Source organism: Cellvibrio sp. UBA7671 (genome assembly GCA_002483145.1).
GTDB lineage: Bacteria > Pseudomonadota > Gammaproteobacteria > Pseudomonadales > Cellvibrionaceae > Cellvibrio > Cellvibrio fibrivorans.
In genome coordinates this window covers 198,904-223,553 of the sequence record DLHJ01000005.1, presented here as the reverse complement: position 1 = coordinate 223,553, position 24,650 = coordinate 198,904, and the positions used below count along the sequence as shown (strand labels likewise).

At 49.2% G+C, this 24,650-nt stretch carries 15 protein-coding genes; 3 read left to right on the top strand and 12 right to left on the bottom strand.

What is annotated here, in order from left to right; translation table 11 throughout:
• Nucleotides 1-29: 29 nt before the first annotated feature.
• From mltF to B4E62_RS07225, 11 genes are all read right to left on the bottom strand, one after another.
• Nucleotides 30-1,550, bottom strand: a complete 1,521-nt coding sequence (gene mltF / locus B4E62_RS07275; protein WP_331351616.1) for a membrane-bound lytic murein transglycosylase MltF — start codon at nucleotides 1,548-1,550, stop codon at nucleotides 30-32.
• Nucleotides 1,551-2,051: 501 nt separating this feature from the next.
• A complete protein-coding gene (locus B4E62_RS07270; protein WP_310073656.1) occupies nucleotides 2,052-2,495 on the bottom strand; it encodes a DUF2141 domain-containing protein in 444 nt (147 codons plus the stop codon).
• Nucleotides 2,496-2,562: 67 nt separating this feature from the next.
• Nucleotides 2,563-2,760 carry a hypothetical protein gene (locus tag B4E62_RS07265; protein WP_331351615.1) on the bottom strand — a complete coding sequence of 66 codons (198 nt, stop codon included), beginning with the start codon at nucleotides 2,758-2,760 and terminating at the stop codon, nucleotides 2,563-2,565.
• On the bottom strand, nucleotides 2,735-4,096 hold the full coding sequence (locus B4E62_RS07260) for a phytoene desaturase family protein (RefSeq protein ID WP_310073657.1): 1,362 nt from the start codon (nucleotides 4,094-4,096) through the stop codon (nucleotides 2,735-2,737). The genes B4E62_RS07265 and B4E62_RS07260 overlap by 26 nt, the downstream gene beginning before the upstream one ends.
• Complete coding sequence (locus B4E62_RS07255) at nucleotides 4,096-5,703, bottom strand: GMC family oxidoreductase (protein WP_310073659.1); 1,608 nt, start codon at nucleotides 5,701-5,703, stop codon at nucleotides 4,096-4,098. The genes B4E62_RS07260 and B4E62_RS07255 overlap by 1 nt, the downstream gene beginning before the upstream one ends.
• 11 nt (nucleotides 5,704-5,714) lie before the next feature.
• The gene (locus B4E62_RS07250; protein ID WP_331351614.1) at nucleotides 5,715-6,125 is read right to left on the bottom strand and encodes a hypothetical protein; all 411 of its coding nucleotides are present in this window, start codon (nucleotides 6,123-6,125) and stop codon (nucleotides 5,715-5,717) included.
• Between the two features lie 84 nt (nucleotides 6,126-6,209).
• Nucleotides 6,210-7,532: an aminotransferase class I/II-fold pyridoxal phosphate-dependent enzyme gene (locus tag B4E62_RS07245; RefSeq protein WP_331351613.1), complete on the bottom strand. Its 1,323-nt coding sequence runs from the start codon at nucleotides 7,530-7,532 to the stop codon at nucleotides 6,210-6,212.
• A gap of 39 nt (nucleotides 7,533-7,571) precedes the next feature.
• Entirely contained in the window at nucleotides 7,572-13,922 is a 6,351-nt protein-coding gene (locus B4E62_RS07240; RefSeq protein ID WP_331351612.1) for an SDR family NAD(P)-dependent oxidoreductase, read from the bottom strand.
• A gap of 44 nt (nucleotides 13,923-13,966) precedes the next feature.
• Nucleotides 13,967-16,366, bottom strand: coding sequence for a pyridoxal phosphate-dependent aminotransferase family protein (locus B4E62_RS07235; protein WP_331351611.1), 2,400 nt, complete (start codon nucleotides 16,364-16,366; stop codon nucleotides 13,967-13,969).
• Between the two features lie 83 nt (nucleotides 16,367-16,449).
• Nucleotides 16,450-17,118, bottom strand: a complete 669-nt coding sequence (locus tag B4E62_RS07230) for a VTT domain-containing protein (protein ID WP_310073667.1) — start codon at nucleotides 17,116-17,118, stop codon at nucleotides 16,450-16,452.
• Nucleotides 17,119-17,129: 11 nt separating this feature from the next.
• The gene (locus B4E62_RS07225) at nucleotides 17,130-17,936 is read right to left on the bottom strand and encodes an SDR family oxidoreductase (RefSeq protein ID WP_310073669.1); all 807 of its coding nucleotides are present in this window, start codon (nucleotides 17,934-17,936) and stop codon (nucleotides 17,130-17,132) included.
• 166 nt (nucleotides 17,937-18,102) lie between these two features.
• Between B4E62_RS07225 and B4E62_RS07220 the strand changes: the two genes are divergently transcribed.
• The 3 genes from B4E62_RS07220 to B4E62_RS07210 all read left to right on the top strand — a co-directional run bounded on the left by B4E62_RS07220 (nucleotide 18,103) and on the right by B4E62_RS07210 (nucleotide 23,556).
• On the top strand, nucleotides 18,103-18,633 hold the full coding sequence (locus B4E62_RS07220; RefSeq protein ID WP_331351610.1) for a Crp/Fnr family transcriptional regulator: 531 nt from the start codon (nucleotides 18,103-18,105) through the stop codon (nucleotides 18,631-18,633).
• A 127-nt stretch (nucleotides 18,634-18,760) separates the two neighbouring features.
• On the top strand, nucleotides 18,761-22,630 hold the full coding sequence (gene purL, locus B4E62_RS07215) for a phosphoribosylformylglycinamidine synthase (RefSeq protein WP_331351609.1): 3,870 nt from the start codon (nucleotides 18,761-18,763) through the stop codon (nucleotides 22,628-22,630).
• 233 nt (nucleotides 22,631-22,863) lie between these two features.
• Nucleotides 22,864-23,556, top strand: a complete 693-nt coding sequence (locus B4E62_RS07210; RefSeq protein ID WP_310073675.1) for a DUF3313 family protein — start codon at nucleotides 22,864-22,866, stop codon at nucleotides 23,554-23,556.
• 108 nt (nucleotides 23,557-23,664) lie between these two features.
• Here B4E62_RS07210 and trxB read toward each other — a convergent pair whose 3' ends face one another.
• Nucleotides 23,665-24,615 carry a thioredoxin-disulfide reductase gene (gene trxB / locus B4E62_RS07205; protein WP_310073677.1) on the bottom strand — a complete coding sequence of 317 codons (951 nt, stop codon included), beginning with the start codon at nucleotides 24,613-24,615 and terminating at the stop codon, nucleotides 23,665-23,667.
• Nucleotides 24,616-24,650 lie beyond the last annotated feature (35 nt).

Below are 24,650 nucleotides of genomic sequence, written 5' to 3'. Positions count from 1 at the left end.
GATAATTCGCTTATAAACACAACGTTGATTCAAAGTACCGATACTGCACCTGACGCGTGTTCAAGCTTTTCGCTGTCGGTGTTGGCTTGCTCACTATCAGCCTGACGGGTATTGGCTGACAAACGATTGCCGGTATTGGTAGTGGCGATCCGAAATTCTTCTTGCTGTTGATGCCAGGCAATAATCTTGTGATAGTTGCGCACGTTATCAACAAACCCTACTGGCTCCCAACCGCGCATATAACCGTGCTTGGCGCGGCTGTAATATTGCTGCTTGGCTAGCAGCGGCATGTACTTGCGCACATCTTCCCACTTGGTTGGGTCACCGCCCATGCGCTCGGTCAGTACTCGCGCATCTTCTACATGGCCAAGTCCCTGGTTGTATGCGGCCAGTGCCATATTTAGCCTGTCTTCACCCTGAATGCGTTTGGGTAACCGCTCCAATACTATGCTCAGGTACTTGGCGCCGCCGCGAATGCTTTGTTTTGGATCTTCACGATCCTGAATGCCCATCGCCTTGGCGGTATTTTTGGTCAGCATCATCAAACCGCGTACGCCGGTGTGGGACCGCGCATCGGCTTTCCAGTGGGATTCCTGATAACTAATCGCCGCCAGCATTTGCCAATCCAGGCCAAACTCTGCTGCTGCCGCTTTCATATCATCAATCCATTGTGGCAAACGCTGCTCGAGGCGATAGGTAAACGCCATAGCTTCGCCAGTAGTTACTTCTTCTATATGGCGGTCAAAAAATTCTTCAGTCACTTTCGCAAGTGTGCCATCTGCTTTAATGCTGTTCAGATATTGTTGTGCGGCATCAAACAGGCTGGTATCGCGTTGGGTAGGGAATGCCCATGCCAAGGGTTGTGGATCACTGACATCAAATGCTAACTGGGCTTTGGGATAGGAATAGCGGTTCAGATCGTAGGCGCTGGAGTCGATAACGGCGTAATCTGCTTCGCCTTTGTTGATCATTTCAAGCAGGTCGATCATTTCGGCGTTGATTACGGCACGCCACTGCAGTTCCGGGAATTCGGCTTGCAGCGCTTTGAATCGCTCCGCATGGGAAGAGTTGGCAACCACCAGCACTTCTTTGCCGTTCAAGTCCGCAACGCTGGCAGGTTGGGGCAGGCGGCTGTTGTAAACCAACTGCTGCGTAACTTGCATAAATGGTGCGGCAAAGGTGACTTTGTTGGCGCGGCTTTCCAGCGCTGTTAAGCCTGCGGCGGCAAAATGGACTTGCCGCCCGGCAACGCTGTTAAGCATTTTGTCGAGGTCAGACTCATCTTCAATGACCAATTTCAGGCCAAGCGAATCCGCAAAGCCTTTCACCAAGCTATATTCAAAACCCGTCAGGCCATTGGAGCCTTCGTAGTAGGTAGTAGGGCCATTGCTGGATAGAACCCGCAATTCGCCTGCTTCAAGCACCTGTTCCAACTGAGTCGGAGGAGTGCTACGGACCAGCAGCACGCTGCTGGCAACAAGTAACGAACTGATAATGAGGCTCGTCAGGATGGACTTAATCACTAACACTGATGGTTTGCGAATTTCCATAAGGGGTTACTCCGGTTGCTGAACTGCAACGCCCGAAAGGCTGTTCTCTTCGTGTGTGCGCATTCATGCCGAATCCAAATCCATTAATGACCCGTGCAAATACATCGCCATGGTATAGGCACTTTTTTTGTGTGCCTAGCTTGTTTTTTGAGCACACATGGGCTAGCCATTTGGTGATTATTTGACCATTTTTGCTTGTATCCCCCGAGCCACAAGGGATACGGCGATTTTCAGGCGCTCAAAAAAAGCCGACAAACGGTCAAAAAAATGCTGAAAAATGTGACATTTGACGCCTTGGGCGTCCCAAATCAGGGCGCAAATGCGTGGGAAAACGTAAGTTTTTGTTAAAACTCTGCACAAAAATACGCCAAAATTGAGACTTTTTAGTTATAAGCAGCAAATTGGGAGTGGAGCTATTCGGGGTTTCGAATATTTAAAAAAAGCTCCACACACTGAAAACTCAGTAGGGAGCTTTGCATTGGGAATAAATTAATTACTGGATCAGGGATAAATAATGGAAATATTTGTTTCACCTGATTCTGGTAATTCCATTTGTGCAGCTTTGAAAGATGGGGGACCAAATTTCACTTTTGCACCTGAAGAAAATCCAACTCCTTCAGCAGGAATAATACCTGTCCAGTTTTTTGTCATGGTTCCACTTTTATCTTCATCATGGTGAATTTTTAATGCAAATTTTCCATCCGGAACTTGAATGCTGAGTTGGTGATGGGATTCTAACGGGTCAATCGAGTATTTTTTTATGGCCTTCTGATGATCTTTGGGAAAACCATCTTCTTGAAATACCATAACTACAATTTCACCGGGGCGTTTAAGGTCAATATCGGTAATATGAAGTGTTAATGTTTTCCAATTCATAGTGCTGGGTTCTTCCATCGCTGCGGCCATAGATTGAATAAGTAACAACGCGTATAAACAATATTTCATCGCTCTTTCCATTTGTATTTTAAATTTGATTGATTTCCTCAATGCGAATGATGATAGGAATAACGCCTTAGTTATCCCTAGTATTTGTTCCTGCGTAATAAAAATGACGCAAATCAGTTGAATTTATTTTTCCACACTGGATGTAGTTTTTTTTGAGTTGTTGATTGATGTCTGTATTCGCTGTCACTTTGAATGGAGCTACAGTGAGCGCCGTAGTGCTTAATGTACCAAGTAAAAAATTACGCCTGTTGATGTGCATTTTCATGATGACCTCCAACTGAAGTTTCAGTATTGAATAAAGTTTTTTCGGAAATGATTTTTTGTGCTACCAGCGCACCGGACAATGCTGCTGCCCCCGCATGCTCTCCAGGCGGATATACACTGTGGCCTGCATAAAAGTAGCCTGCTTCACTGCTTGAGTTGTGCGGTTTTTCGCGGGATACAATAAATGGCATTACCCGGCTGGATAAACCATGCAACGCAACAAAATCATCTGGTGTGAGCAGGCGTCTGTATGCCAAATGGTTATTGATGCCGGGCAACAGTTTTTCCAGACGATTAAGTAAGTATTCGCTGTAGATAGTGCGTTTACCGTCTTCGAGTTGGTTAACACCGCGTGGTAGATAGAAATAGAGGTTAAGCGTGTAAGTGTTATCCGTATTTGGAACCAGATCGCTCTTGAATACATGAAAACCAAAATGTTCAGGTTGAATCCCTTGGTCTAATTTCCCAAACCAGTGTGAAACATCGGGCTCAAAGTAGGTGAGCGTATGGGTGTTTTCCGGATAAGGAAACTCATTTTTTACCGCCAAACATAACATGGAAAGCGGTAACCCACGTTTGCTGTCAGCGGGATATAGCGAGCGTTGTTCACGCGTGTCAACAATATAATCGGCTTCCACAATGCGCGATTCACCATCGTTGATTTCTGCGTAAAAATGATTCCCTTGTTTGTTGTGTTTCGTGTAGCGAGTATTGAGCAATAGCTTGCCACCCTGTTGTAAGAACACATCGGCAATAGCATCGGCCATAGCTTGTGGTCCACCTATTGGGCAAGCCATAGTCGTGTAACCATAATTGTACTTTCCATCCAGTCCAAAGAAAGAGGTTTGGATATCGCTTGGGTGCACACCCATAAAATAGGAGATTAATTTGCTGAGATCATTAACCGCGCCAGCACTGGTTAGGCGATTGGCAAACTTTTCAATAGATTGAGGTGTGCGGTGAGGGAATTGTTGGGCAATAATTCCCCCCAGCAACGAAAAAACATTGCGCCACTCACTGCGTAATTGCCACAACATTTTTAAATCTGGTGCAGCGTTGAACCATTGGCCGCGATAAAACACTGACGATTTTTTGTTATTAAATGGAAAATTTACGCCAAGCTCGCGCAACAATTTCACCAGCCCTTTGCCGAAATCATTGCACGCGATAACAAACTCACGGTTGTCCAGTCTGAACGTGCCGCACAGTCCGCCTACCTGTTTGCGCTGATCGATTAAGGTGACCGTTATTCCTGCTTTTTGCAGGCTTAGTGCGCTCACCAGGCCGGCGAGGCCGGCTCCGATCACAATGGCTTTTTTTGATGGAAGTTCCTCCATTATTCAACCTCCGCCAGTGAACTCAAGAGAGGATTGCGACATTGTTTAATAATTTTACGTGCCGATCTCAATGCCAGCGCATGCATCGTTAAAGTTGGATTGACGGAACTGCCAGTGGGATATAGGCAGCCGCCTGCGACAAACAAGTTATGAACGCCGTGCACGCGGCAGAAGCGATCTGTTGCCGAGGTTTTAGGGTTATTGCCCATGCGCATGGTACCCATTGGATGGCTTTCGAAAATGTCGGAGGTAAAACTTTCGTAAGCACCAGCAGCTTCAAATACCTGCGCAATTTTTTCGCGTGCGTGAGCAAATGCACGGCGGTCATTCTCGTGCCAGTTGTAATGAATCGTAGGTACCGGCATACCCAATGCATCGGTCTTTTTACGATTAATACCAACGCGATTATCGTAAACCGGCATGCCATCGATAAAGGTAATTAACACCATGCTGTTGTTGTATTGCGTCATGCGTTGTTGCAGATCGATGCCGTGCAATTTGTGCAATGGAAATGCCGCGAGTGAACCCGCACCAGCGCCGTTCAGCGAGAGCATGGAAAAACCTCCCACGTAGTCATCGCGCTCGCGGTTCACGCAAGTGTCCAGTGACATGACGTTACACATGTTATGACCAACGTAAGTGCGATGGTCGTCGTTGGATATGCCCATACCCAAACAGGTCGCATGTGAATAGAAGTTGCGTCCGATTTGGTCGTAGTGATTGCCGATACCATTGGGGTGACGACGGCTGGTTGAGGCCAGCAGTAAACGCGGAATTTCAAAGGGGTTATTGCACAGGATGATAAAACGAGCCCGCGCAGAGCTTTCTCTACCGGTATCCAGGTTGGTGTAGCTAACCGAGCGGGCTTCGGTTCCGCTTCTGTCGGTATCGATGCGGGTCACCACGGAGCGGGTGGCCAGCTCCAGGCGACCAGTAGCCAGGGCAGGTTTGATCAACACTTCATCGGCTTGATATTTGGCATCGACTCTACAACCGGAGCGGCAATACCCACAGTTAAGGCACGCCGAACGTCCCTGATAGGTTTGAGAATTAGTCGCCAACCGACCGGGGCTGGAACGCAACCCTAGTTGATCAAACCCACGTTGTATGGCGCGCGATGCAGGATAGAGCGGAATAGGGGGATTTGGCGGAAGCGGTGTGGCTAATTCATCCCACCAGGTTGCGCTACCTGAAACGCCCATTTGTTGTTCGGCCAGGGTGTAGTAGGGCTGGAGCATTTTTTTGCTGATAGGCCAATCGGCAAGGTTGGCACCCTGCACAGCGCCGAACGTTGAGCGGAAACGGAAATCGTGTTCAAACATTCGTAATGCGGTTGCAGTCCAGGCGAGCGTTCCTCCGCCGACGTTGGCGCCCAAGTTGGGGCCGCCATCAAAAGCGTTACCGGTGATTTCATAGTCACTGTAATCCCACACCAGGCGGAAAGTTTCCAATTCGTTTTCAACAAAATCGGTGCGGTGGTTTTGAAAGAATCTACCCTTTTCAATGCAGAGTACATTCAGTCCGGCCCTGGTAAGTTCATGGGCATAAACGGCTCCGGTTGCACCAGCGCCTACAACAATAGCGTCGAAATTTTCCATAGCAGTCATTTTCTGTTCTCCTAGACCGGATAGCCTTCAGCAGTTAATCCACCAGCATCAATGGTTGGGCCGGGCAGGCCTATAGCGCTGTATACCGGCGGCAATGCGTAATAATTGAGTGCGATTAAAATGCGGAATGGCTCCCAAAAAGGTTTGAGGTCAGTGTTGCTAGCCACTATTTCGGTAACGGTAGCGATGCCTGACTGGTCAAGGTTTTGGATCGGCTGACCAAAAATAGAAAGTGCGATGCTGTTGATAATATCCAAGGCGTTGGCGGTAGCCTGAAGCACCGCTGGAGCCCAGGTCTCCGCAATACCGACAAACATGTCTGCAACCGGCAGGGTTGATGAAGGTGGAATAGAGCCGAGTCCGGGGCATACCCCATCGGCCAGCGTTTTGATAACAAGGTATTGTTGTTCAGTGAAACTCATGATTATTCCTTATGGCTGTTCACGGTATGCCGCGCCTTACCAGCGTTGTGGACCGGTGGCGCTAATAGTGTGTGGTAACTGGAATCAGAGAGCAGATGCCAAGGTATCCAGGGTGTAAACCATGTCTTCCTTCCGGTGTTCGCTGCTAATAAAAAAGCGCAGCCGCGCCTCTCCTTGTGGGACCGAAGGGTAAAACATGGGGTGTACGTTGATGCCCGCCCGGAATAGCTGATCGGCAACCCGGATGGTTTTCTCGCTGTCGCCGAGGATGATGGGCACTATGGGTGTATCAAGGCTGGGGCCGATGTTGAGCTTGCGATCCAATGCCAGTTGGCGGAAGTAATCGGCATTGTTTTGCAGACGTAATACCGGTTGGTTGCTTTGAACGAGTAATTCCAGACTGGCCAGTGCTGCTGCAGCATTGGCCGGAGTGATGCCTGCGGAATAGACAAAACCGGGTGTGGTGTATTTCAGGTAGTCAATCAGGGCTTTCTTTCCGGCAATGTAACCACCATTGCTCGCAAGTGCTTTGCTCAGTGTTCCCATCCAAAAATCCACATCGTTGGGGGATACACCAGCATATTCGCTGATACCGCGGCCGGTTGAGCCTACGGTACCCAGGGAATGAGCCTCATCGACAAACAGGAGCACCGGATACTGCTGGCGCAAACGGACAAAGTCCCGCAAGGGCGCCAGATCGCCATCCATGCTGTAGGCCCCCTCTACTGCCACCAGAACTTTCTGATACTTGTGCAGGTTTTCGGCGATTAATCGCTCACAGTGTTCGACATTGTTGTGCTTGAACGCGATGCGTCGGGCACCAGACAAGAGGCACCCTTCCACGAGGCTGTTGTGGCTTAGCTCGTCATAGAGAATCAAGTCTTCGCTGTTAAAGAAATGTCCGATGACAGTCACGTTGGTGGCGTGACCGCTGGGAAATACCAGCGCCGATTCAGTCCCCAGGAATCCCGCCAAGGCTGCTTCCAGTTCGCGATGGACAGGTTTTTCGCCAGTGACCAAACGGCTCGCGGATGGTGAGGTGCCGTATTGGTCGATGGCGGTTTTGGCCTGTTCATTGACATGGGGATGACCAGAAAACCCCAGGTAGTTGTAACCTGAGAAACTGATCAGCTCCTTCCCATTAATGCGGGTATGGCGGCCGGTAGTACCTTCATTGCTGCGAAAGTAAGGGTTTTCCACACCGGCGCGCGCAATGATGGACTTGTGCTGGTCAAAAGCGCGAATCTCCGGATAAGTGGAGAAATCGCGTATATCGAACTCCAGTTTAAAGGGCGGGCGTTGGATGGCTTTGCTGCCCGCAGGTTTGGCAGCGCCCGACTGCCGGGCTAACAGTGCCATAGCGTCGTGGCGACGCTGTTCGCTGGTTTTAATGTTGGTGCTTTGCATAGTCAATTCTCTTCAAATGTCCTTGTTGATGGATAAGGCCTAGCAGGTTTTTTCAGTGAGCTGATTGACCAATTGCTCGGTCAACTGATCCAACGACGGTCCACTGAGTAGCTCCATGGAAGTCACTTCAAGCCCATATTTGCTGCGAAGGCCGCGTGAGAGTTCGACGCTCATAATCGAATCGATGCCCAAATCACTAATGCTTCGATCCTGTTTGATTTCACTAAGCGGGACTTTGACGATCTGCGCTAATTCGCCCGACAGGATTTCCAGTAAGCGCGCAAAATATTGTTCCTGATGCTCCAGCTCACTGAGCAACGCAGCCAGTGCCGGCGGTATGTCTTGCCGTGCGCGGGCTTTTTGCACCAGGCTGCTAAAGCGGCTAGATGCTGCACTTTTGGGTGATTGCTGCGCCCACACCGCCCAATCCACATTGAATAAACCTATCTGGGCTGGTTCGTTGTTCATGATGTAACCCAGCGCCCGGAGCACATCGGCTGTGAGCAGGCCTTGAATGCCTTTTGCATCCAGTACCATGGCAAGGTTTTCATCGCGTGCAACCACACCTATCTCCTGCAGTACGCCCAGGTTAATCGTGGTGGCAGTTAAACCCGCAGCCTGGCGGTAATGGGCAAACCCGTCGAGGAAGGCATTGGCAGCCACGTAGTTGGCTTGGCCGACGTTGCCAATCAGGGAGGAAATCGAGGAGATGCAGATAAATTGGCGCAGAGATAAATCGAGTGTCGCTTTATGCAGGTTAATAGTGCCCTGCACTTTGGGTTGCATTACCTTCTTCATCCGCTCCGGCGTCATGCGAACGGCGAGATCATCGTCCAGCACCATTGCGCAATGGATGATCCCGGCAAGTGGGCGCATTTCCCTATTGATGTTCTGGACCAAGCTTTGGGTGGCTTTCAGATCGGTGATGTCTACGTCAAACAAGCGCACTTGTTTACCCTGAGCCGATTGAACAAATTCGCGCGCCTCCGGGCGGTTGCTGCCATTTCGGCTAACCAATGCAATAGAGTCAACTCCCTGCGCTAACAGCCACTTGGCGATTTGCAATCCAAGGCCGCTGGTTCCGCCGGTGATCAGATAGCTTCCACTGCGATCAATTGACGGCACTGCAAGGGTCTCGCTTACTGTAACGCTGGCATCGGTAAACTCGATGACCGCCTGGCCTGTTTCATCGCTGAGCACAAAATAATTCAACAGCTCTGTGGTGTTGCAAGCGTTAGCTACTCCTTTCGGCAATGGCGGTAAACCATCGCTAATCACTGTCTCTTTTGCTCGCTCGATCCACTGGGCGAACAGCCCTGGTTGACTGGTAAAGCTCTGGAAGATATCGAGGTAGGCATAGCGGTAATTTGTCAGGGCGGGCGTTGCTGCCAGTTCCTGCCCATCCACTGCGGGGAGTTGGATAAAGTGTTTGCCAGGAGCGAGTAGTTTGAACAGCTGCGTGGCGTGCTCATTACCCAAATCATTTACGACCAAATCCAGGCGGCTTTCCCCCAGCAGGTCTACCAGGTCAGTGGTGTAGGTAAGATCCTTATTGTTCAGGATCCTGTGAACACCCATTGCTTGCAGTGGTTGGCGTTGCGCCTCCTGGCTGATGGTGGCAAAGACCGTGAGTTTGCGGGCCAGCGCTAACTGACCCAGGGCAAGACCCAGCGGAGATGCGGCGTTTTGGATAAAGACTTTACCGCTGGTACCACCGGCAACATCATCCAGCATATAAAGTGCTGCCGCGTAAAACGCGAGGTCTGGATAAAGATTTTCCGGCAAGCCGGCAGGGCGTTTGAGGCAGAGGCGATGGTTCAGGGTGTACTGGTTGGTGATCGCCGAATCTTTCACCAGTACTAATACTTCATCACCCAGCGCAAACTCGTCGCAATCCGCACCAGTTGCCACAATCCAGCCCAGGGCCAAGCGGGGGAGCTGATGGGTTTTGCGACGGCCTTGTAACAAGGCGTCAATATCCGGTTTGTCGATAAGTAAGCGCTCGATCTGTATCTGCACTTCATCGGGACGTAAGGTCGCAGGTGCGATACGTTGGAACTCCAGGCTACCCTCGGCAGACTTGCGCAATTGCACCGGATTGAGCGGATCATTGGCTGGTATCTGATGCACAACACGCTGTTCGCCGGCATCAATATTGGTGGTGGTCAATTCCCGAATAAAACGCATTTCACCCTGGAGGGCGATATCCTCTTCCTGACCATCCAACAGCTCATTGACCAGCATTTGCAACTCAGCATCAGTGACAGCCGCCGAGCCCAGCGCGAGATCTATATGGCGCGGTGTGATAGCGCTAAGCTCGTTGGCCAACAAATGTGCCAGTGATGCGGCAGGTTGTAATGCCGGATTGGTCGGTTTGCCGCCAATAGTATGGGCGCCGCGAGTGACTATGTTCAGGTTGAGCTGGAACTCCGGTTCCTTTATCCATGCCTTGAGGGTTGCAAGGGCTGGGTTATCCAGGCTTTGTGCCAACGCAATCAAGGGTAAGCAAGGGTTAATGACATCGGTGAATTCAGGCAGCTGCTGTTCGCCTTCCAGATCTCCGGCAAAGTAGATCAAGTGATTAGTCCCGGCAGCCAGATTTTCTTCCAGCGCCTGTTTAAATGCCGTTATTGCTTTTTCGTCGTCGGGCACATTGCTAGTTGTCAGCAATTTCGGGCTGATCCCGCGACCTTCGAGGTGGGCAACAAAGGGCTTGATTGATGGCAGGGTCTGTTCGGAGGCAAGAATTAACCAGGCATCAGATCCAGTGACTTCTCTATCTGAAAGGGCCAGTTGTCTTGGAGTCCATTGGTAATGATAAAACGCGTCATCCAGTGTATTGACTGCGGCCTCATCGGTTTCACCCGCTAGCAGTGTGCATTCCAGTGAGCGTAACTCCGCCAAGGTATTGCCTTGGTCATCAAGCAATTTCAAATCGCACAGAATGCCTGTTGCGGTTTGCTCCAGTATTTCGCCATAGCACCAAAAATGGCTCGGGATGTTTTGATAGACGGTAACTTCGCCTACTTCGACTGGAACCATGGGGGCTGTCTGCTGGCTGTCACTGAGGGCAATCAGGCTTTGGAAGGCGCCATCCAATAAGCTGGGGTAGCTTAAATAACTCTTTGAATGAGCATCTTCGGCCATTAACGGGGCAGAAATTCTCGCTAGCAAGGCGCGCTTACCGGTAAAGAGCTGCTCAATCGTCTGGAATTGCGCGCCGTAGCCAAGGCCGCGCTCATCAAAACTGCGATAGAGCGTTGGTATATTCAGGGCGGTCGCGCATTTTTTCTTCAGCTGATCGAGGTCGATTTTGGCTGGTGTGCGGCGCAAAACGGCTCCTACCAACTTGCCAGTCGCGTGTAACGTCCAGTTATTGTTGTTGACCTCGCTGGAGTAGACCGCAAACCTGTTTTGGCTTTTATCTTCAACAATGCGCAACTGCTGGGTTTTATCTGCATCTACCATCAGCATGCGGTGGAACTTGAGTTGTTCCAGGCTAACCGCACCGCGGCGTTCTTTTTGGTAATGCTGCAACGCCAATCCCGCTTCTACATAACCCGCTCCAGGAAAGACGACGCGCCCGGAAATGCGGTGATCTGGCAGGAAGGGGAAATAGTTTTCGTTTAGCTCCACCTGCCATGTGGGTTCTGGGGTCATCAGCTTTTCAAAGAAAAAGGGATGTTCTTCACCGCTACCTAACAAGTAGTTGCGCGATAGGTTGGACTCGTTCCAGTAGCGTTCGCGCTGCCAGGGATAAGTCGGCAGGCGGATGAAGTTGGCTTGCTGGATGGCCTCAGGCCAGCGCAAGTGGTATCCGGCGTTGAACAATTGGCCAAGGGATTCGAGAAAGGCGACAGATTCATCTTTTTTACGTACCAGGCTGGCGATAACACGCCCCTGGATCTGTTTGTCGGCAAGGCATTCATTGAGGAAGTTGCGGGTTACCGGATGCGGGCCCACTTCAATAAAATGGGTGTAGCCATCTTCAATCATTTGGGTAATAGCGCGCTCAAAGCTCACTGGTTGGCGAACGTTTTGCCACCAGTAATCGGCAGTGAACGCGCTGCCACTACTTCGACTTCCCAAGGCTGTCGAATACACCGGAATACTTTCCGGATGGGGGTGGATGTCCGCCAGCACACGGTGGATCTCGTCTTTGATCGGATCCATTTGGTAGCTGTGATAAGCCACCTCCACTTGCAGCATGCGGTTGAAAATGCCTTGTGCTTCCAGCAATTGGGAGATCTCTTCCAACTGCTCCTGATTACCTGCAAGGGTTACGCTGGTAGCACTGTTAACGGCAGCAACAGACACCTGGTCATATAAGCCGGTCAATTCAAATGCAGCATCGCCGCCCATGCCAATGGCGAGCATGCCGCCACCGCCAGCCAGGGTTTGTTGTAAACGGCTGCGTTGATAACTGACGGTGATTGCATCTTCCAGAGTTAATGCACCGCATGCATAGGCGGAGGCTACTTCACCCACACTATGGCCAACTACCGCTGCCGGGGTAACTCCCCAAGAGCGATAAAGTGCGAGTAAACCCGCCTGTATCAAGAAATTCGCGGGTTGGGCAATGGCTGTTTTAGCCATTTTGGAATCCGCTTCCGGTGCAAGCAGTTCTGCTTTGATTGACCAGCCTGCTACTTTGCTGAACAGCTCATCGCATTGGTCAATGACTTGCTGGAAGACGGGTTCGCGCGCATAAAGTTCGCGGCCCATCGCCCACCATTGCGGACCCATGCCGGTAAATACAAAGGCGAGGCGGCGATTGCCCGATACATCAACGGCGGCTTGTACGCTACCTTCAGGGTGATCGCCCTGTACGAGGCTGCGCAGTTTTTCCTCAAGATCCGTTTTGTTTTTAACGACCAGACTCAAGCGCTCTTCAAGGCCAGATTGGCGATAGGCCAAGCTGTAATTCAAATCGTTCAACGAAACGTTTTGCCCTTGAGGGCTTTGCAAATAGTCGAGTAACTTGCTGCAGCGTGCGTTCAATGCTTTGCGGTTTTTTGCACTCAATGGCAGCAAATAATGTCCTGCCTGATCGAGCGTCGGCTGAGCAGAAATGGGTGATTTAAATTCCTCCAGGATAACGTGGCCATTAGTTCCGCCATAACCGAAGGAGTTAACCGAAGCCAGGCGGGTGCGTTCGCCCTCATTCCAGATACGTTGGCTGGTGGGGACCGCAATGCGTCCACCGGCAAAATCAATATTGGGATTAGGATTATTGAAATGCAGGTTGGGCAGGATTGCCCCGTTTTTAATGGAGAGTGATGCCTTGATGATCCCGGCCACGCCTGCGGCCGATTCTGTGTGGCCGAAATTGGATTTTACGGAGCCGACAAAACAGGGAGTTTCCACCGCGCGACCCGGAGTAAACACAGCGGCGAGCGATGAAATTTCAATGGGGTCTCCCGCCTGAGTTCCGGTGCCATGGGCCTCGATATACCCAACATCCAGCGGATTGATCGCCGCTTCGCGGTACAGTTTTTCGATCAGGCGCTGCTGTGCTTCTGCGCTCGGGAAAGAAATACCGTTCTGGGTATGGCCATCTTGGTTCACGCCGGTGTTGCGAATCACGGCATAAATTTCATCCTTGTCGGCAATCGCCTGCTCTAATGTTTTGATAATGATGATGCCCGCTCCCTCACCGCGCACATAACCGGCCGCGTCTTTATCAAAGGATTTACAGCGGCCATGGGCAGAAAGGAAGCCGCCCTTGCTCATGGAAACCATATATTCAGGGCGTGAGATAACGTTGACTCCCCCCGCGATAGCGACAGAGCAATCACCATTGATAATGCTTTGACACGCGTAATGCATTGCCACCATGGATGAAGAGCAGGCGGTATCCATAGTGACGCTCGGGCCTGTTAAATCGAATGTATAAGACAAACGATTGGACAGCATGGTCATGGTTACGCTGGCCGCGGTGGAAGCGCTGATGGTTTCCACATTATCGCGACCCAATTGGAGCAATAAGTTATCCAGGTTAAATGCGCCGATAAACACACCGGTATCAGAGCCGCGTAAACGCTCTTCGGTGATACCGGCATCTTCGAATGCTTCCCAGGTCACTTCCAGCAGCAGGCGCTGCTGTGGATCTGTATAAGCGGCTTCGCGTGGGGAAATGCCAAAAAATAACGGATCAAATTGATCCAGTGATTGGTGTAAGTATCCGCCTTGTTTAACGCGCGATTTACCCGGGCGTTTATCATTGGCATCAAAAAATTTGCGGTAATCCCAGCGGTTAGATGGGACGTCAACGATTGCATCTGTCCCCTTGCTGATGACGTCCCAGAATGTATCGGCTGAACTAATGCCGCCTGGATAGCGACAACCAATTCCGACAATGGCGAGTGATGGACTATTTTTGTGCGTCATTATTACTTCTCCTATTAAGGCGCAGTCATTTCCCGATGCGATGTTTAAGCAGTGATTTGAATACTGATTGCAATGCTGGCAAAAATATCTACTAACTTTTCGAGGTCTTCCCAGGTGATGTCTTCATATAAATTCAGATGAATTACCGACATTTCTGGTGGCAACAGTGGTTGGCCAATTGCCGCCACAGCAACACCGAGTTGCAGCAATTTTTTCTGAACGGCCAGACTGATCATAAAATCTGTGAAAATAAGATTGATGACCGGACTCTGATAAAGCGCAGCATTAAATCCTTGCTCAATTAACTTTCCAGTAAAAAATTCAGCTTTGGCAAATAGTTCGGAACCAGCCGACAGGCGGTTTGCGGTCAGATCCAGTGCGGTGGATAAGGCTGCAAGTTGCGCCGCCGATAAACTGCCCGCAAATAATAAGCTGGTCGCCTGATGGCGGATGTGTTCGATCACTTTGGTTGATGCAGCAACAAACCCTGCATCGATACCAACACCGGATAACGTAGAAGCAACAATCACATCAATCTGGTCGCTAACACCCTGTTGGGCGCTTAGGCCTAAACGATAGTGCGCGTTAGGTGAATGTTTTCCGCATAAACCAAGGGTGAGTGATTCATCGATATAAAGCCGCGCACCGTATTGCTGTTTTAGTTGCACCAGAGCTGCTATATCAGTTTGGTCACCGAACAATGGAAATGCAGTTTCAGCAATGATCAGGATTTTCCGGCCTGTATTTTCGGTAAGGATTGCTTCCAGATTTGAAAGGTCTTGATGCGCGAAGGTTTTTATTTCACAGCCGGCAGGACCAACCGCTTCCCATATGCCGGGACTGGTTTGTTCATCCAGCAATACCAGGCAAGATGAATCGAGCAGTGGCGCGAGTGCTGTCTGGTGAATTAAATTTCCATTTGGTAGTAGTTGTACTGCTTGTTGTTGCACCGCTTGGGAAATTTTAAATTGCAATGCGCGTGTAACATCAGATTCACCACTAAAAAAAGGTGCTCCGTTATAGGTTGCTTTGGTGCGTAGCCAAGCGTTATTCGCTGCGTTGATAACGTCGGGGTGCTGACTGTAGTTAACAAAAATGCCACTGCTCAGCGGGAAGTTTACGGTTTCCGTATCAGGATAAAATCCATATAGTCCTCCCAACTTAAGAATATCTATATCGTAATTAACTTCTACTTTGGCAAAGGCATCATTGGTGGTGTAGTCAACCAGTTTTTGTGTGAATATCGATTTGTATTCATCGGCGGTCATAGTGTCCAACGGCCAGCTACCAGCAGCGTAATAATTTAGTTCAGGCGGCTGCTCAATAGCATCGGTAATCATGCGATTTACAACAGTGGTGAAGTGCGAATTTTTTTGATGTTTGATGAAGTACACCAATGGTTGCATTTGTGCGCCTAATAATTTTTTAGGCGTATAATTGGTCATTCCTAATTGCATGCGTTGCTTACCAAGCGCAATTGCACGCTTTAATGAAATCATCGATGCAGCGCGATAAAAATTGGCCTCACGGTATTGTGGATAATCGTAATCCACCCCCCAATCTGCCATGTGGTAGTCTTCAGTCCCAATCAGGCTCCACATAAAAGCCACGAGTTTTTCTCCTGCATAAAATAAAATAACTTCACTGTTATTTTCCAGGCGCAAGCCCGCTTCGTAAAAAAATTCTTCATCCAGCTGCTCACGGTTGTAATCGTCTGAAGATGCATTCACATTGCGCCATAGGTCTGCCATTTGCTTGGCCAGATGTTTGTAGTCAGACGTTATTTCAACGCGTATACCAAAATCTTCTTCTATCTTTAATGCGGTTTTGAGTTTGTATCTGTCTTTACTGTTTAAACTTTCCAAATAGCTTTCTATTGAATCCCAGCGAATGTCGATAACGGCATTGGTGAATCCAGCAGAGGGGGCATACCCCAGGGGCACCAGGATTTTTTCGTAAATGCTGTACTGTTCCAGCGGTACATCGCGAAATACCAGCAAGTCCAAATTTTTCTCGGTGGCAATAGTTTGTAATTCGTTGTGAATCAATGGAATTACTTGCGCTAGATGATGTACATCTTTTACCGCTATTCCATCGCCATTCATGGCAAATAAACCGCACTCCGCCATGGATAAATACAGATAATCCGGTATCCAACTTTTTATCAGGCGGCGTGCGTGGGGGGAGAGGTTTTTATCGAGGGATGCAAAATCCATTGATACTTCGTAAAGATTAGCTTTGCCGATGTAGTGGTTGCCTTGCTCAAATGTCAGGTAGTGACAATTTAAGTTATTCACGCCCGACAACTCAAACGTTTGCAGTACGTTGTGCTTTAGGCCTGTGGCTCGCGGTACTACTGCATCCCATTGGTGTTCGGGGATATCAAGAATGGTGTCGAAGCGGGTGCAACTGGTTTTGGTGGTAACCGAATCAATAACGTCCATTATGTATACCTCATATGGTCAAAAATTTTATTCAAGAGCAGTTGGCGTTAATTAACTTCCTTTTTTGTAAAAATTGATTTTTTTCAAATTGGTTTTTGATCTGATTTAGGATAATTTCGGCGCAAAAATATAAACCATGAAAACCATAAGGTTAAAGAAATGCCTATCGCTGCGAGAATGGCCGGTGTCGGGTTGGCTAGCGAACTTTTCGAGCCGGCATAGGCGGCGATAAACGAATAAGGGACGGTTGATATGCTGTAGTACACCATAAAGCGGAAAAATGACATTTTGTTTGCACCTGCTAAGCAAGCGACAACTTCCGGTAAAATTGGCAGCGCGCGACACATTAATATTATGCTGGCGCTGTGCTCGGAAAAAATATGTTGCATTTCCGCAAGTTTATTTTCGTCTTTGTAAATTTTTATGAGGATTTTCGGGCCGATCGCCCAGCAAATCCAATACCCGACTATACCTGCCAGCATCATTCCGGTCATTGATGCAAGACCACCCCCTAACCATCCCAGAAAATATCCTGACAAGATACAAATTGTTAAGTTGGGGACTGCAATAAAAAGATCGGAGAACAATAAAATAATTACGGCTATTGCCACATATACGGGATTTATTTCTGAAGCCATCGTCAGCCATGTTCTAACGTCCTCGATGGTTAAGATGCCAGTGGCTTTTATCACAATAAATGTGGACGCAAATATGGCTGCTAATATAAGCGCGATTGTTATCAGTTGTTTCATAGTTGGCTCCGTTATCCGGCTTTCATAATGGCTGCCATTAGGGTGGGGCTAATTCGCGCCACCAATGGAATTAGTTTTGCTTTCCCTACAAAAATTTCTTCATCGTCATTTTCAATGCCTTTGATAATGGCTTCGGCTGCGCTGTCGGGTGATATTTTTCCCTTACCTCTTCCATGAGTCATAGGTGTATCAACTAATGGCATTATCGCCTCAAAGACTTTTATGGGAGTTTCTTCCAGTTGGTAGCGAAAGCTTTGGGTGAAATTGCGCAGGCCCGCTTTAGTGGCGCAGTACACAGCGGAATTTTTTTTGGGGTAAAGCCCCAAGCCTGATGTGATGTTGACTATGGCGGCTGGTGCTTTCAAGTTAAGTAAAGGGCCCAGCATGAGTGCACAGATCCTGATGGGGGCCATAAGGTTTACACTGATTTCATTCTCGATGCTGTCAAAATTAAAATCTTTATCCAGGAATGTTGGCGTTGCTTGAATTCCAGCATTATTAATGACCACAGAAATATCAGGGTGGTTGTTAATGATTTCACTGAATGTTTTTTCCAGATCTATTTTGTTTGCAAGGGCACATTTGTAAATGTGCACATTGGGGAATTCGTTCTTTAGTTTTTCAAGATGCACGGGGTTGCGGGCAATAACAACAATGCTTTTACTGGTAGACGATAACTGCTTTACCAGTGCGTATCCGATGCCTGAGGTGCCACCCGTTATGAGTAATGTTTTGTCCTGTAAATTCATATTTCCATGCAATCCTGTATAAAGACTTAAGGGTGGCGAATTGTATGGTTGCAAAAAATTATTAATCATTAACTCCGGTTAACTTAATTGTTAGAAATGACGCCAATGTTCCAATTTGAAATTGTCGTCTCAAATTTTGACAATAATTAAAATGCCAATTAAGGTGTGGTTCTTTAATAAAAGAGACTTGACGTAAAGTCCGTATTTTTGGTGGGAGTTATTTTTGAACGAGCAATTGAAAAAATTAGGTAATGTTCGCCATTTCCCTAAAGGAGCATTTTTGTTCAGGCAGGGCGATAGTGGTGGCAATTTATTTTTTATTCAGAGTGGATTGGTGAAAGCCTATTATGAAACGCTCGATGGAAAGGAATTTATAAAGTCATTCGTTACAGGCGGTGAGTTTATTGCCAGTATGCAAGCCACAGTTGCGGGGAATCCGAATTCATTTACTGTGTTGAGTCTCGAAGATTCGGTGGTAATTGATATACCTAAACAAGCAGTATTGAATTTGGTTACTGATAATCCAGGCTTAACTGATGTTTTAAATTCCATGCTGCTCAAGTTGGCAATGAAAAAAGAACGGCGTGAGTACGAGCTCTTGTGCATGTCGCCAGAAGAGCGCTATTTGTTATTTTGTGAGCGCGAGGCAGGGTTGCTCGGGCGTTTATCGCAAAATGATATAGCGCGGTATCTTGGTATTACTCCTGTGGCACTAAGCAGGATTCGCAGGCGTGTGGGTTTTTTGATGGATCGTCCACCTGAGTAGGCGGTCAGGGAAATAGCGAGAAGCTATTTACTGTCGAAGGCGCAAAAAACCTCTCGGGGAGGGCGTAAATCCAGTACAATGCGCGCCTTTCTTTTTGTCATTACCCCATGCCGAGGCTCTTCCCACTATGTTAATCCTGCGTGGCGCTCCCGCTCTTTCCAGTTTCCGTACCCAAAAACTTCTGGCCAACCTGCAACTGCGCGTTCCTACTGTGACCGGTGTTAGTTCCGAGTTTGTACATTTTGCTAATGTTGCCGCCCCTTTAAGTGCTGAGCAGCAGCAAGTATTGCAGCAACTGCTTACCTATGGCCCCAAAGTCGAGGGCGAAGTGAGCCATGAAGGTGAACTCTTTTTGGTAGTGCCGCGCCTTGGGACTATTTCTCCCTGGGCATCCAAAGCGACTGACATCGCCAAAAATACTGGCCTTGAGCCTGTGCGCCGCATTGAGCGCGGCGTTGCTTATTATGTAACGGGAGCGATTTCAGCTGCCGATCGCGCTGCAATTACCGCGCTATTACATGACCGTATGGTCGAAACCGTATTTGATCGCCTTGAAGCCGCAGAGCAATTATTTGTATCCCAAGCTCCGGCTCCGCAAACTTCGGTAGACATCCTCGGCGGCGGACGTGATGCGTTGGTCGCCGCCAACAAATCCCTCGGTCTGGCCTTGGCCGACGACGAAATCGACTATCTGGTTGACGCCTTTAAAACCCTCGGTCGCAATCCCATCGATGTTGAATTGATGATGTTTGCCCAGGCCAACTCCGAACACTGCCGCCACAAAATTTTCAATGCGTCCTGGACTATCGACGGCGTAGAACAAGAGCGCAGCCTGTTCAAGATGATCAAAAACACCAACGAAGTGGGCGGTGAAGACGTGCTCTCGGCCTATGCCGATAACGCTGCGGTTGTTGTTGGTCACGAAGCAGGGCGCTTTTATCCCAACCCGGATACCAAGGCCTACGAATACACCCAGCAACCGATTCATTTATTAATGAAGGTTGAGACCCATAACCACCCAACGGCGATTTCCCCTTTCTCGGGTGCCGGTACTGGCGCTGGCGGTGAGATTCGCGATGAAGGTGCAGTAGGGCGCGGTTCCAAACCCAAAGTGGGCTTGAACGGGTTTACCGTTTCCAACCTGCAAATCCCTGATTTCGTCCAGCCTTGGGAACAGAACTATGGCAAGCCGGGTCGCATTGTGACCGCGCTCGATATCATGCTCGACGGCCCTATCGGAGGAGCAGCGTTCAATAACGAATTCGGTCGCCCCAATATCTGCGGCTACTTCCGTACCTTTGAAGAGGACTTCGACGGTGAGCGTCGCGGTTATCACAAGCCAATTATGTTGGCCGGTGGCTACGGCAATATCAAAGCCGAACACATTGAAAAACCGCCTTTTGCAGCGGGTTCCAAATTAGTCGTGCTCGGCGGCCCAGCCATGTTGATCGGTTTGGGCGGTGGTGCGGCATCGTCTATGGCTTCCGGCTCGTCTTCAGAAGATCTGGATTTCGCCTCGGTACAGCGGCAAAACCCGGAAATGGAGCGCCGTTGCCAGGAAGTGATCGACGCCTGCTGGCAATTGGGTGATAAAAACCCTATCGCCTTTATTCACGATGTGGGTGCGGGTGGTTTATCCAACGCCTTCCCTGAATTGGTGAAAGATGGCGGTACCGGCGGCAAGTTCGAGCTGCGCAATGTGCCCAACGATGAACCGAGCATGAGCCCACTGGCGATCTGGTGTAATGAATCGCAAGAGCGCTACGTATTGGCGATTAAGCCTGCGGATCTGCCGCGTTTTGAAGCCATCTGCCAACGCGAACGCGCAGCCTATGCGGTAGTGGGTGAGGCGACCGACGAGAAACATTTATTGGTTAACGACAAACATTTCGATGCAAAACCGGTCGATCTGCCGATGTCTGTACTGTTTGGCAAACCGCCCAAAATGCACCGCAGTGCCGATAAACACCAAGCAGCTACTCATGCGTTTACGACCGATGGTATCGCGTTAAATGATGCGGTTGAGCGTGTGCTCAAACACCCGGCCGTAGCGAGCAAAAACTTCCTCATCACCATCGGTGACCGCTCGGTTACCGGCATGGTGGCGCGCGATCAAATGGTTGGCCCATGGCAGGTGCCGGTTGCTGACGTTGCGGTGACTACCGTGAGTTACGACAGTATCAAAGGCGAGGCTATGAGCATGGGCGAGCGCACACCGCTGGCGCTGCTCGATGCCCCCGCATCTGGCCGCATGGCGATAGCTGAAGCTATTACCAATATTGCTGCGACTCGCATTGAAAAATTGTCCGACGTAAAACTTTCCGCCAACTGGATGTGCGCCGCTGGCCACAAGGGCGAAGATGAAAAACTCTATCGCACTGTGCAAGCCGTTGGTATGGAACTCTGCCCTGAACTGGGCATTACCATTCCGGTGGGTAAAGATTCCATGTCCATGCGCACCGCATGGAAAGACGGTGGCGAAGACAAAGCCGTAACCGCGCCTTTGTCGCTGGTAATTTCTGCGTTCGCACCGGTAGTGGATGTTCGCCAAACTCTGACGCCGCAACTCAGAACCGACAAAGGCGATACTGAATTGCTGCTGCTCGATTTGGGTAATGGTAAAAATCGTTTGGGCGGATCAATTCTGGCACAGGTTTATAACCAACTGGGTGATGTTCCTGCCGATCTGGATTCGGGTGCGCAACTCAAAGGCTTCTTTAATGCGATGCAAGCGAGCCTTGCCGCAAATGAATTGCTCGCTTATCACGACCGCAGCGACGGTGGTTTATTTACCACGCTTGCTGAAATGGCGTTTGCCGGACATACAGGTGTTAGTGTCAACCTGGATGGTTTGGGTGCTGATGCCTTGGCTGTTCTGTTTAACGAAGAAGCCGGTGCCGTTGTACAAGTAACACGCGCAAATTCTGCTGCAGTGCAAGCGCGTTTTGTTGCTGCAGGTGTAAGTGTGAAAGCAATCGGTGGCTTGAATACAGACGATACTTTGGTTATCAACCAAGGTGCGAATGTCTTGTTCAATCAACCGCGTGCGCAACTGCAATCGCTTTGGGCAGAAACCAGCTATCGCCTGCAAGCCTTGCGCGATAATCCGGCCTGCGCCAAATCAGAATTCGACGGCATCTTGAAAGCAGATCCGGGCTTGAGCGTAAAACTAAGCTACGACATCAATGAAAACGTTGCAGCATCGTTTATTAACACTGGCGTGCGCCCATCCATCGCAGTGTTGCGTGAGCAAGGCGTAAATGGCCATGTTGAAATGGCTGCGGCGTTTGATCGCGCAGGCTTCAATGCCGTTGATGTGCACATGAGTGATTTACTCTCTGGCCGTGTATCGTTGGAAACCTTCAAAGGCTTGGTGGCTTGCGGTGGTTTCTCCTACGGTGACGTGCTTGGCGCAGGTGAGGGTTGGTCAAAAACCATTTTGTTTAACAACAAAGTACGCGATGAATTCGAGCGTTTCTTCCACCGCAACGATACCTTCAGCCTGGGTGTGTGTAACGGTTGCCAGATGATGGCAAATTTGAAAAATATCATTCCCGGCGCTGATCACTGGCCGCGTTTTGTGCGCAACCTGTCTGAGCAATTTGAAGCGCGTTTCAGCTTGGTACAGGTACAGGAATCGTCGTCAGTATTGTTCAAAGGTATGGCCGGTTCGCATATGCCTGTGGCGGTTGCGCACGGTGAAGGTTATGCCGAATTTGCCAATGCTGATGCACTGAAAGTATGTAATGAGAGTGGCACTGTGGCGATGCGTTTTATCGATAACAATCTCAATGCTACTGAAACCTATCCTGCCAACCCGAACGGTTCTCCCTTGGGGATTACCAGCGTGAGCAGTAAAGATGGTCGCACCACTATCATGATGCCGCACCCTGAGCGTGTGTTCCGCGCAGTAAGCAATTCATGGAAGCCGGACGATTGGAAAGATGATGGTGCCTGGTTGCGTTTGTTCCGCAACGCGCGGGTGTTTGTGGGGTAGCCTGAGGGTTATCGCATCTAGTCTACAAAATATTACAAACATAACCGGGAGGCTTTAGCCTCCCGGTTTGTTTTTGTGCTTCAATAACTTACATTCTTTTGGCAGCTTTGTTATGGTCTGCCAACCGCGATGCCCGGTAGGCATCCGCTGAACCCTGAATTACGAATAACGTCTTATAAAAGCCTGCGGGCTAATCCGCTGAATGTTTGAATTGATATACAGGTAGGTAAGCCATGAATACGCTATTGAAACGCACTGCATCCAACCTCGTGTTCCTTGCACTGGCTACCAGTTTGGTTGCCGGTTGCTCCATAACAAAAAAGCATGAAAAAGACGCCCAGGTTAAAGCCGATAAAGCAGGTCTTGCGGCGGTTGAAAAATCCCGTTTTGACGGCACGTTTATTGCGCCCGGCGCGCAGTTTTCGCAATACAAAAAACTGTTTGTTGAGCAGTTAAACCTGAACGAGGTAAAAATCCGCAAGCTATCATCCAGTAACCTCACCGACGATACGCCATGGGAGTTGAATGATGCAGACCGTCGTTATTATCAAGAACGATATACCGAAGCGTTGATGAATAATTTAATTGCTGATGGCACCTACGCCACGGCAATGCAAGCGGGTCCCGACGTGCTAACGGTATCGGCCAAAGTCGTGGAGATTGCTCCTCTGGGGAGTAAAGATGATATGAAAGGGCGCCCAACCAATGTAAAGGTTTACAGTGAAGGCATGGGCACTATGACGTTGGAAATTTCGCTTTACGATTCTGTTTCAGGAAAGCCTTTGGCGATTATTACCGACCAGCGTGATCTGGGGCGGATTTGGGAAGAAAATAATCGTGTGACCAATAATGTACAAGTGCGCTTGGCGTTTAACCATTGGATGAGTAAATTGCGCGAAGAGTTAGATAAAGCGTCGGGCCGTTAATCGCTGCAATGGTATTTCGCTTAATTCTGCGAATTGAAGCTGAGTCGATAAAAAAGAGGAAAACCTTTGCGGCTTTTCCTCTTTTTTTTGTGCAAAAAAATCTGGTGATTATTTCAAATCGTCGAGATATTTTTCCGCATCGAGCGCCGCCATACAACCTGAGCCTGATGAAGTAATCGCCTGGCGATAAATGTGGTCAGCCACATCACCTGCTGCAAATACACCTTCAATGCTGGTTTGGGTGGCGTTGCCTTCCAAGCCACTTTTTACTTTGATGTAACCATCTTTCATAGTGAGCTGGCCTTCAAAAATATCGGTATTGGGTTTGTGGCCAATCGCGATAAATACACCGGCGACATCAATCTCCTGGGTTGCACCATCTTGGGTACTTTTCAGGCGCAAACCGGTCACACCGGAATCATTGCCCAGCACTTCATCCAACTGGTGATTCCAAATCACTTTGATATTGCCGTTAGCCACTTTTGCCATGAGTTTGTCTTGTAAAATCTTTTCTGATTTCAGCTTGTCGCGACGGTGAATCAGAGTGACTTCGCTGGCGATGTTGGACAAATACAGTGCTTCTTCCACGGCAGTATTACCGCCGCCAACAACGGCAACTTTTTGGTCGCGATAGAAGAAACCATCACAGGTGGCACAGGCACTCACGCCTTTGCCCATATAGGCTTCTTCTGACGGCAGACCTAAATACTGCGCAGAGGCGCCAGTGGAAATAATTAGCGCATCGCAAGTATAAGTATTGGAGCCAATCAATTTGAATGGACGTTCGGTCAATACAGTTTCGTGAATGTGGTCAAAAATAATCTGGGTGTCAAAACGCTCGGCGTGTTCTTGCATTTGCACCATCAAGTCCGGGCCCTGCAGATCGTGTACGCCACCGGGCCAGTTTTCTACTTCGGTGGTGGTGGTCAATTGACCGCCTTGTTGCATACCGGTAATCACTACGGGTTTGAGGTTGGCGCGCGCGGCGTAAATAGCGGCGGTGTAACCAGCGGGGCCGGAGCCGAGGATAATCAGGCGATGGTGTTGTACGTCACTCATAGGAGATCCTTGAACTTGATGCAATAAATAGGAAG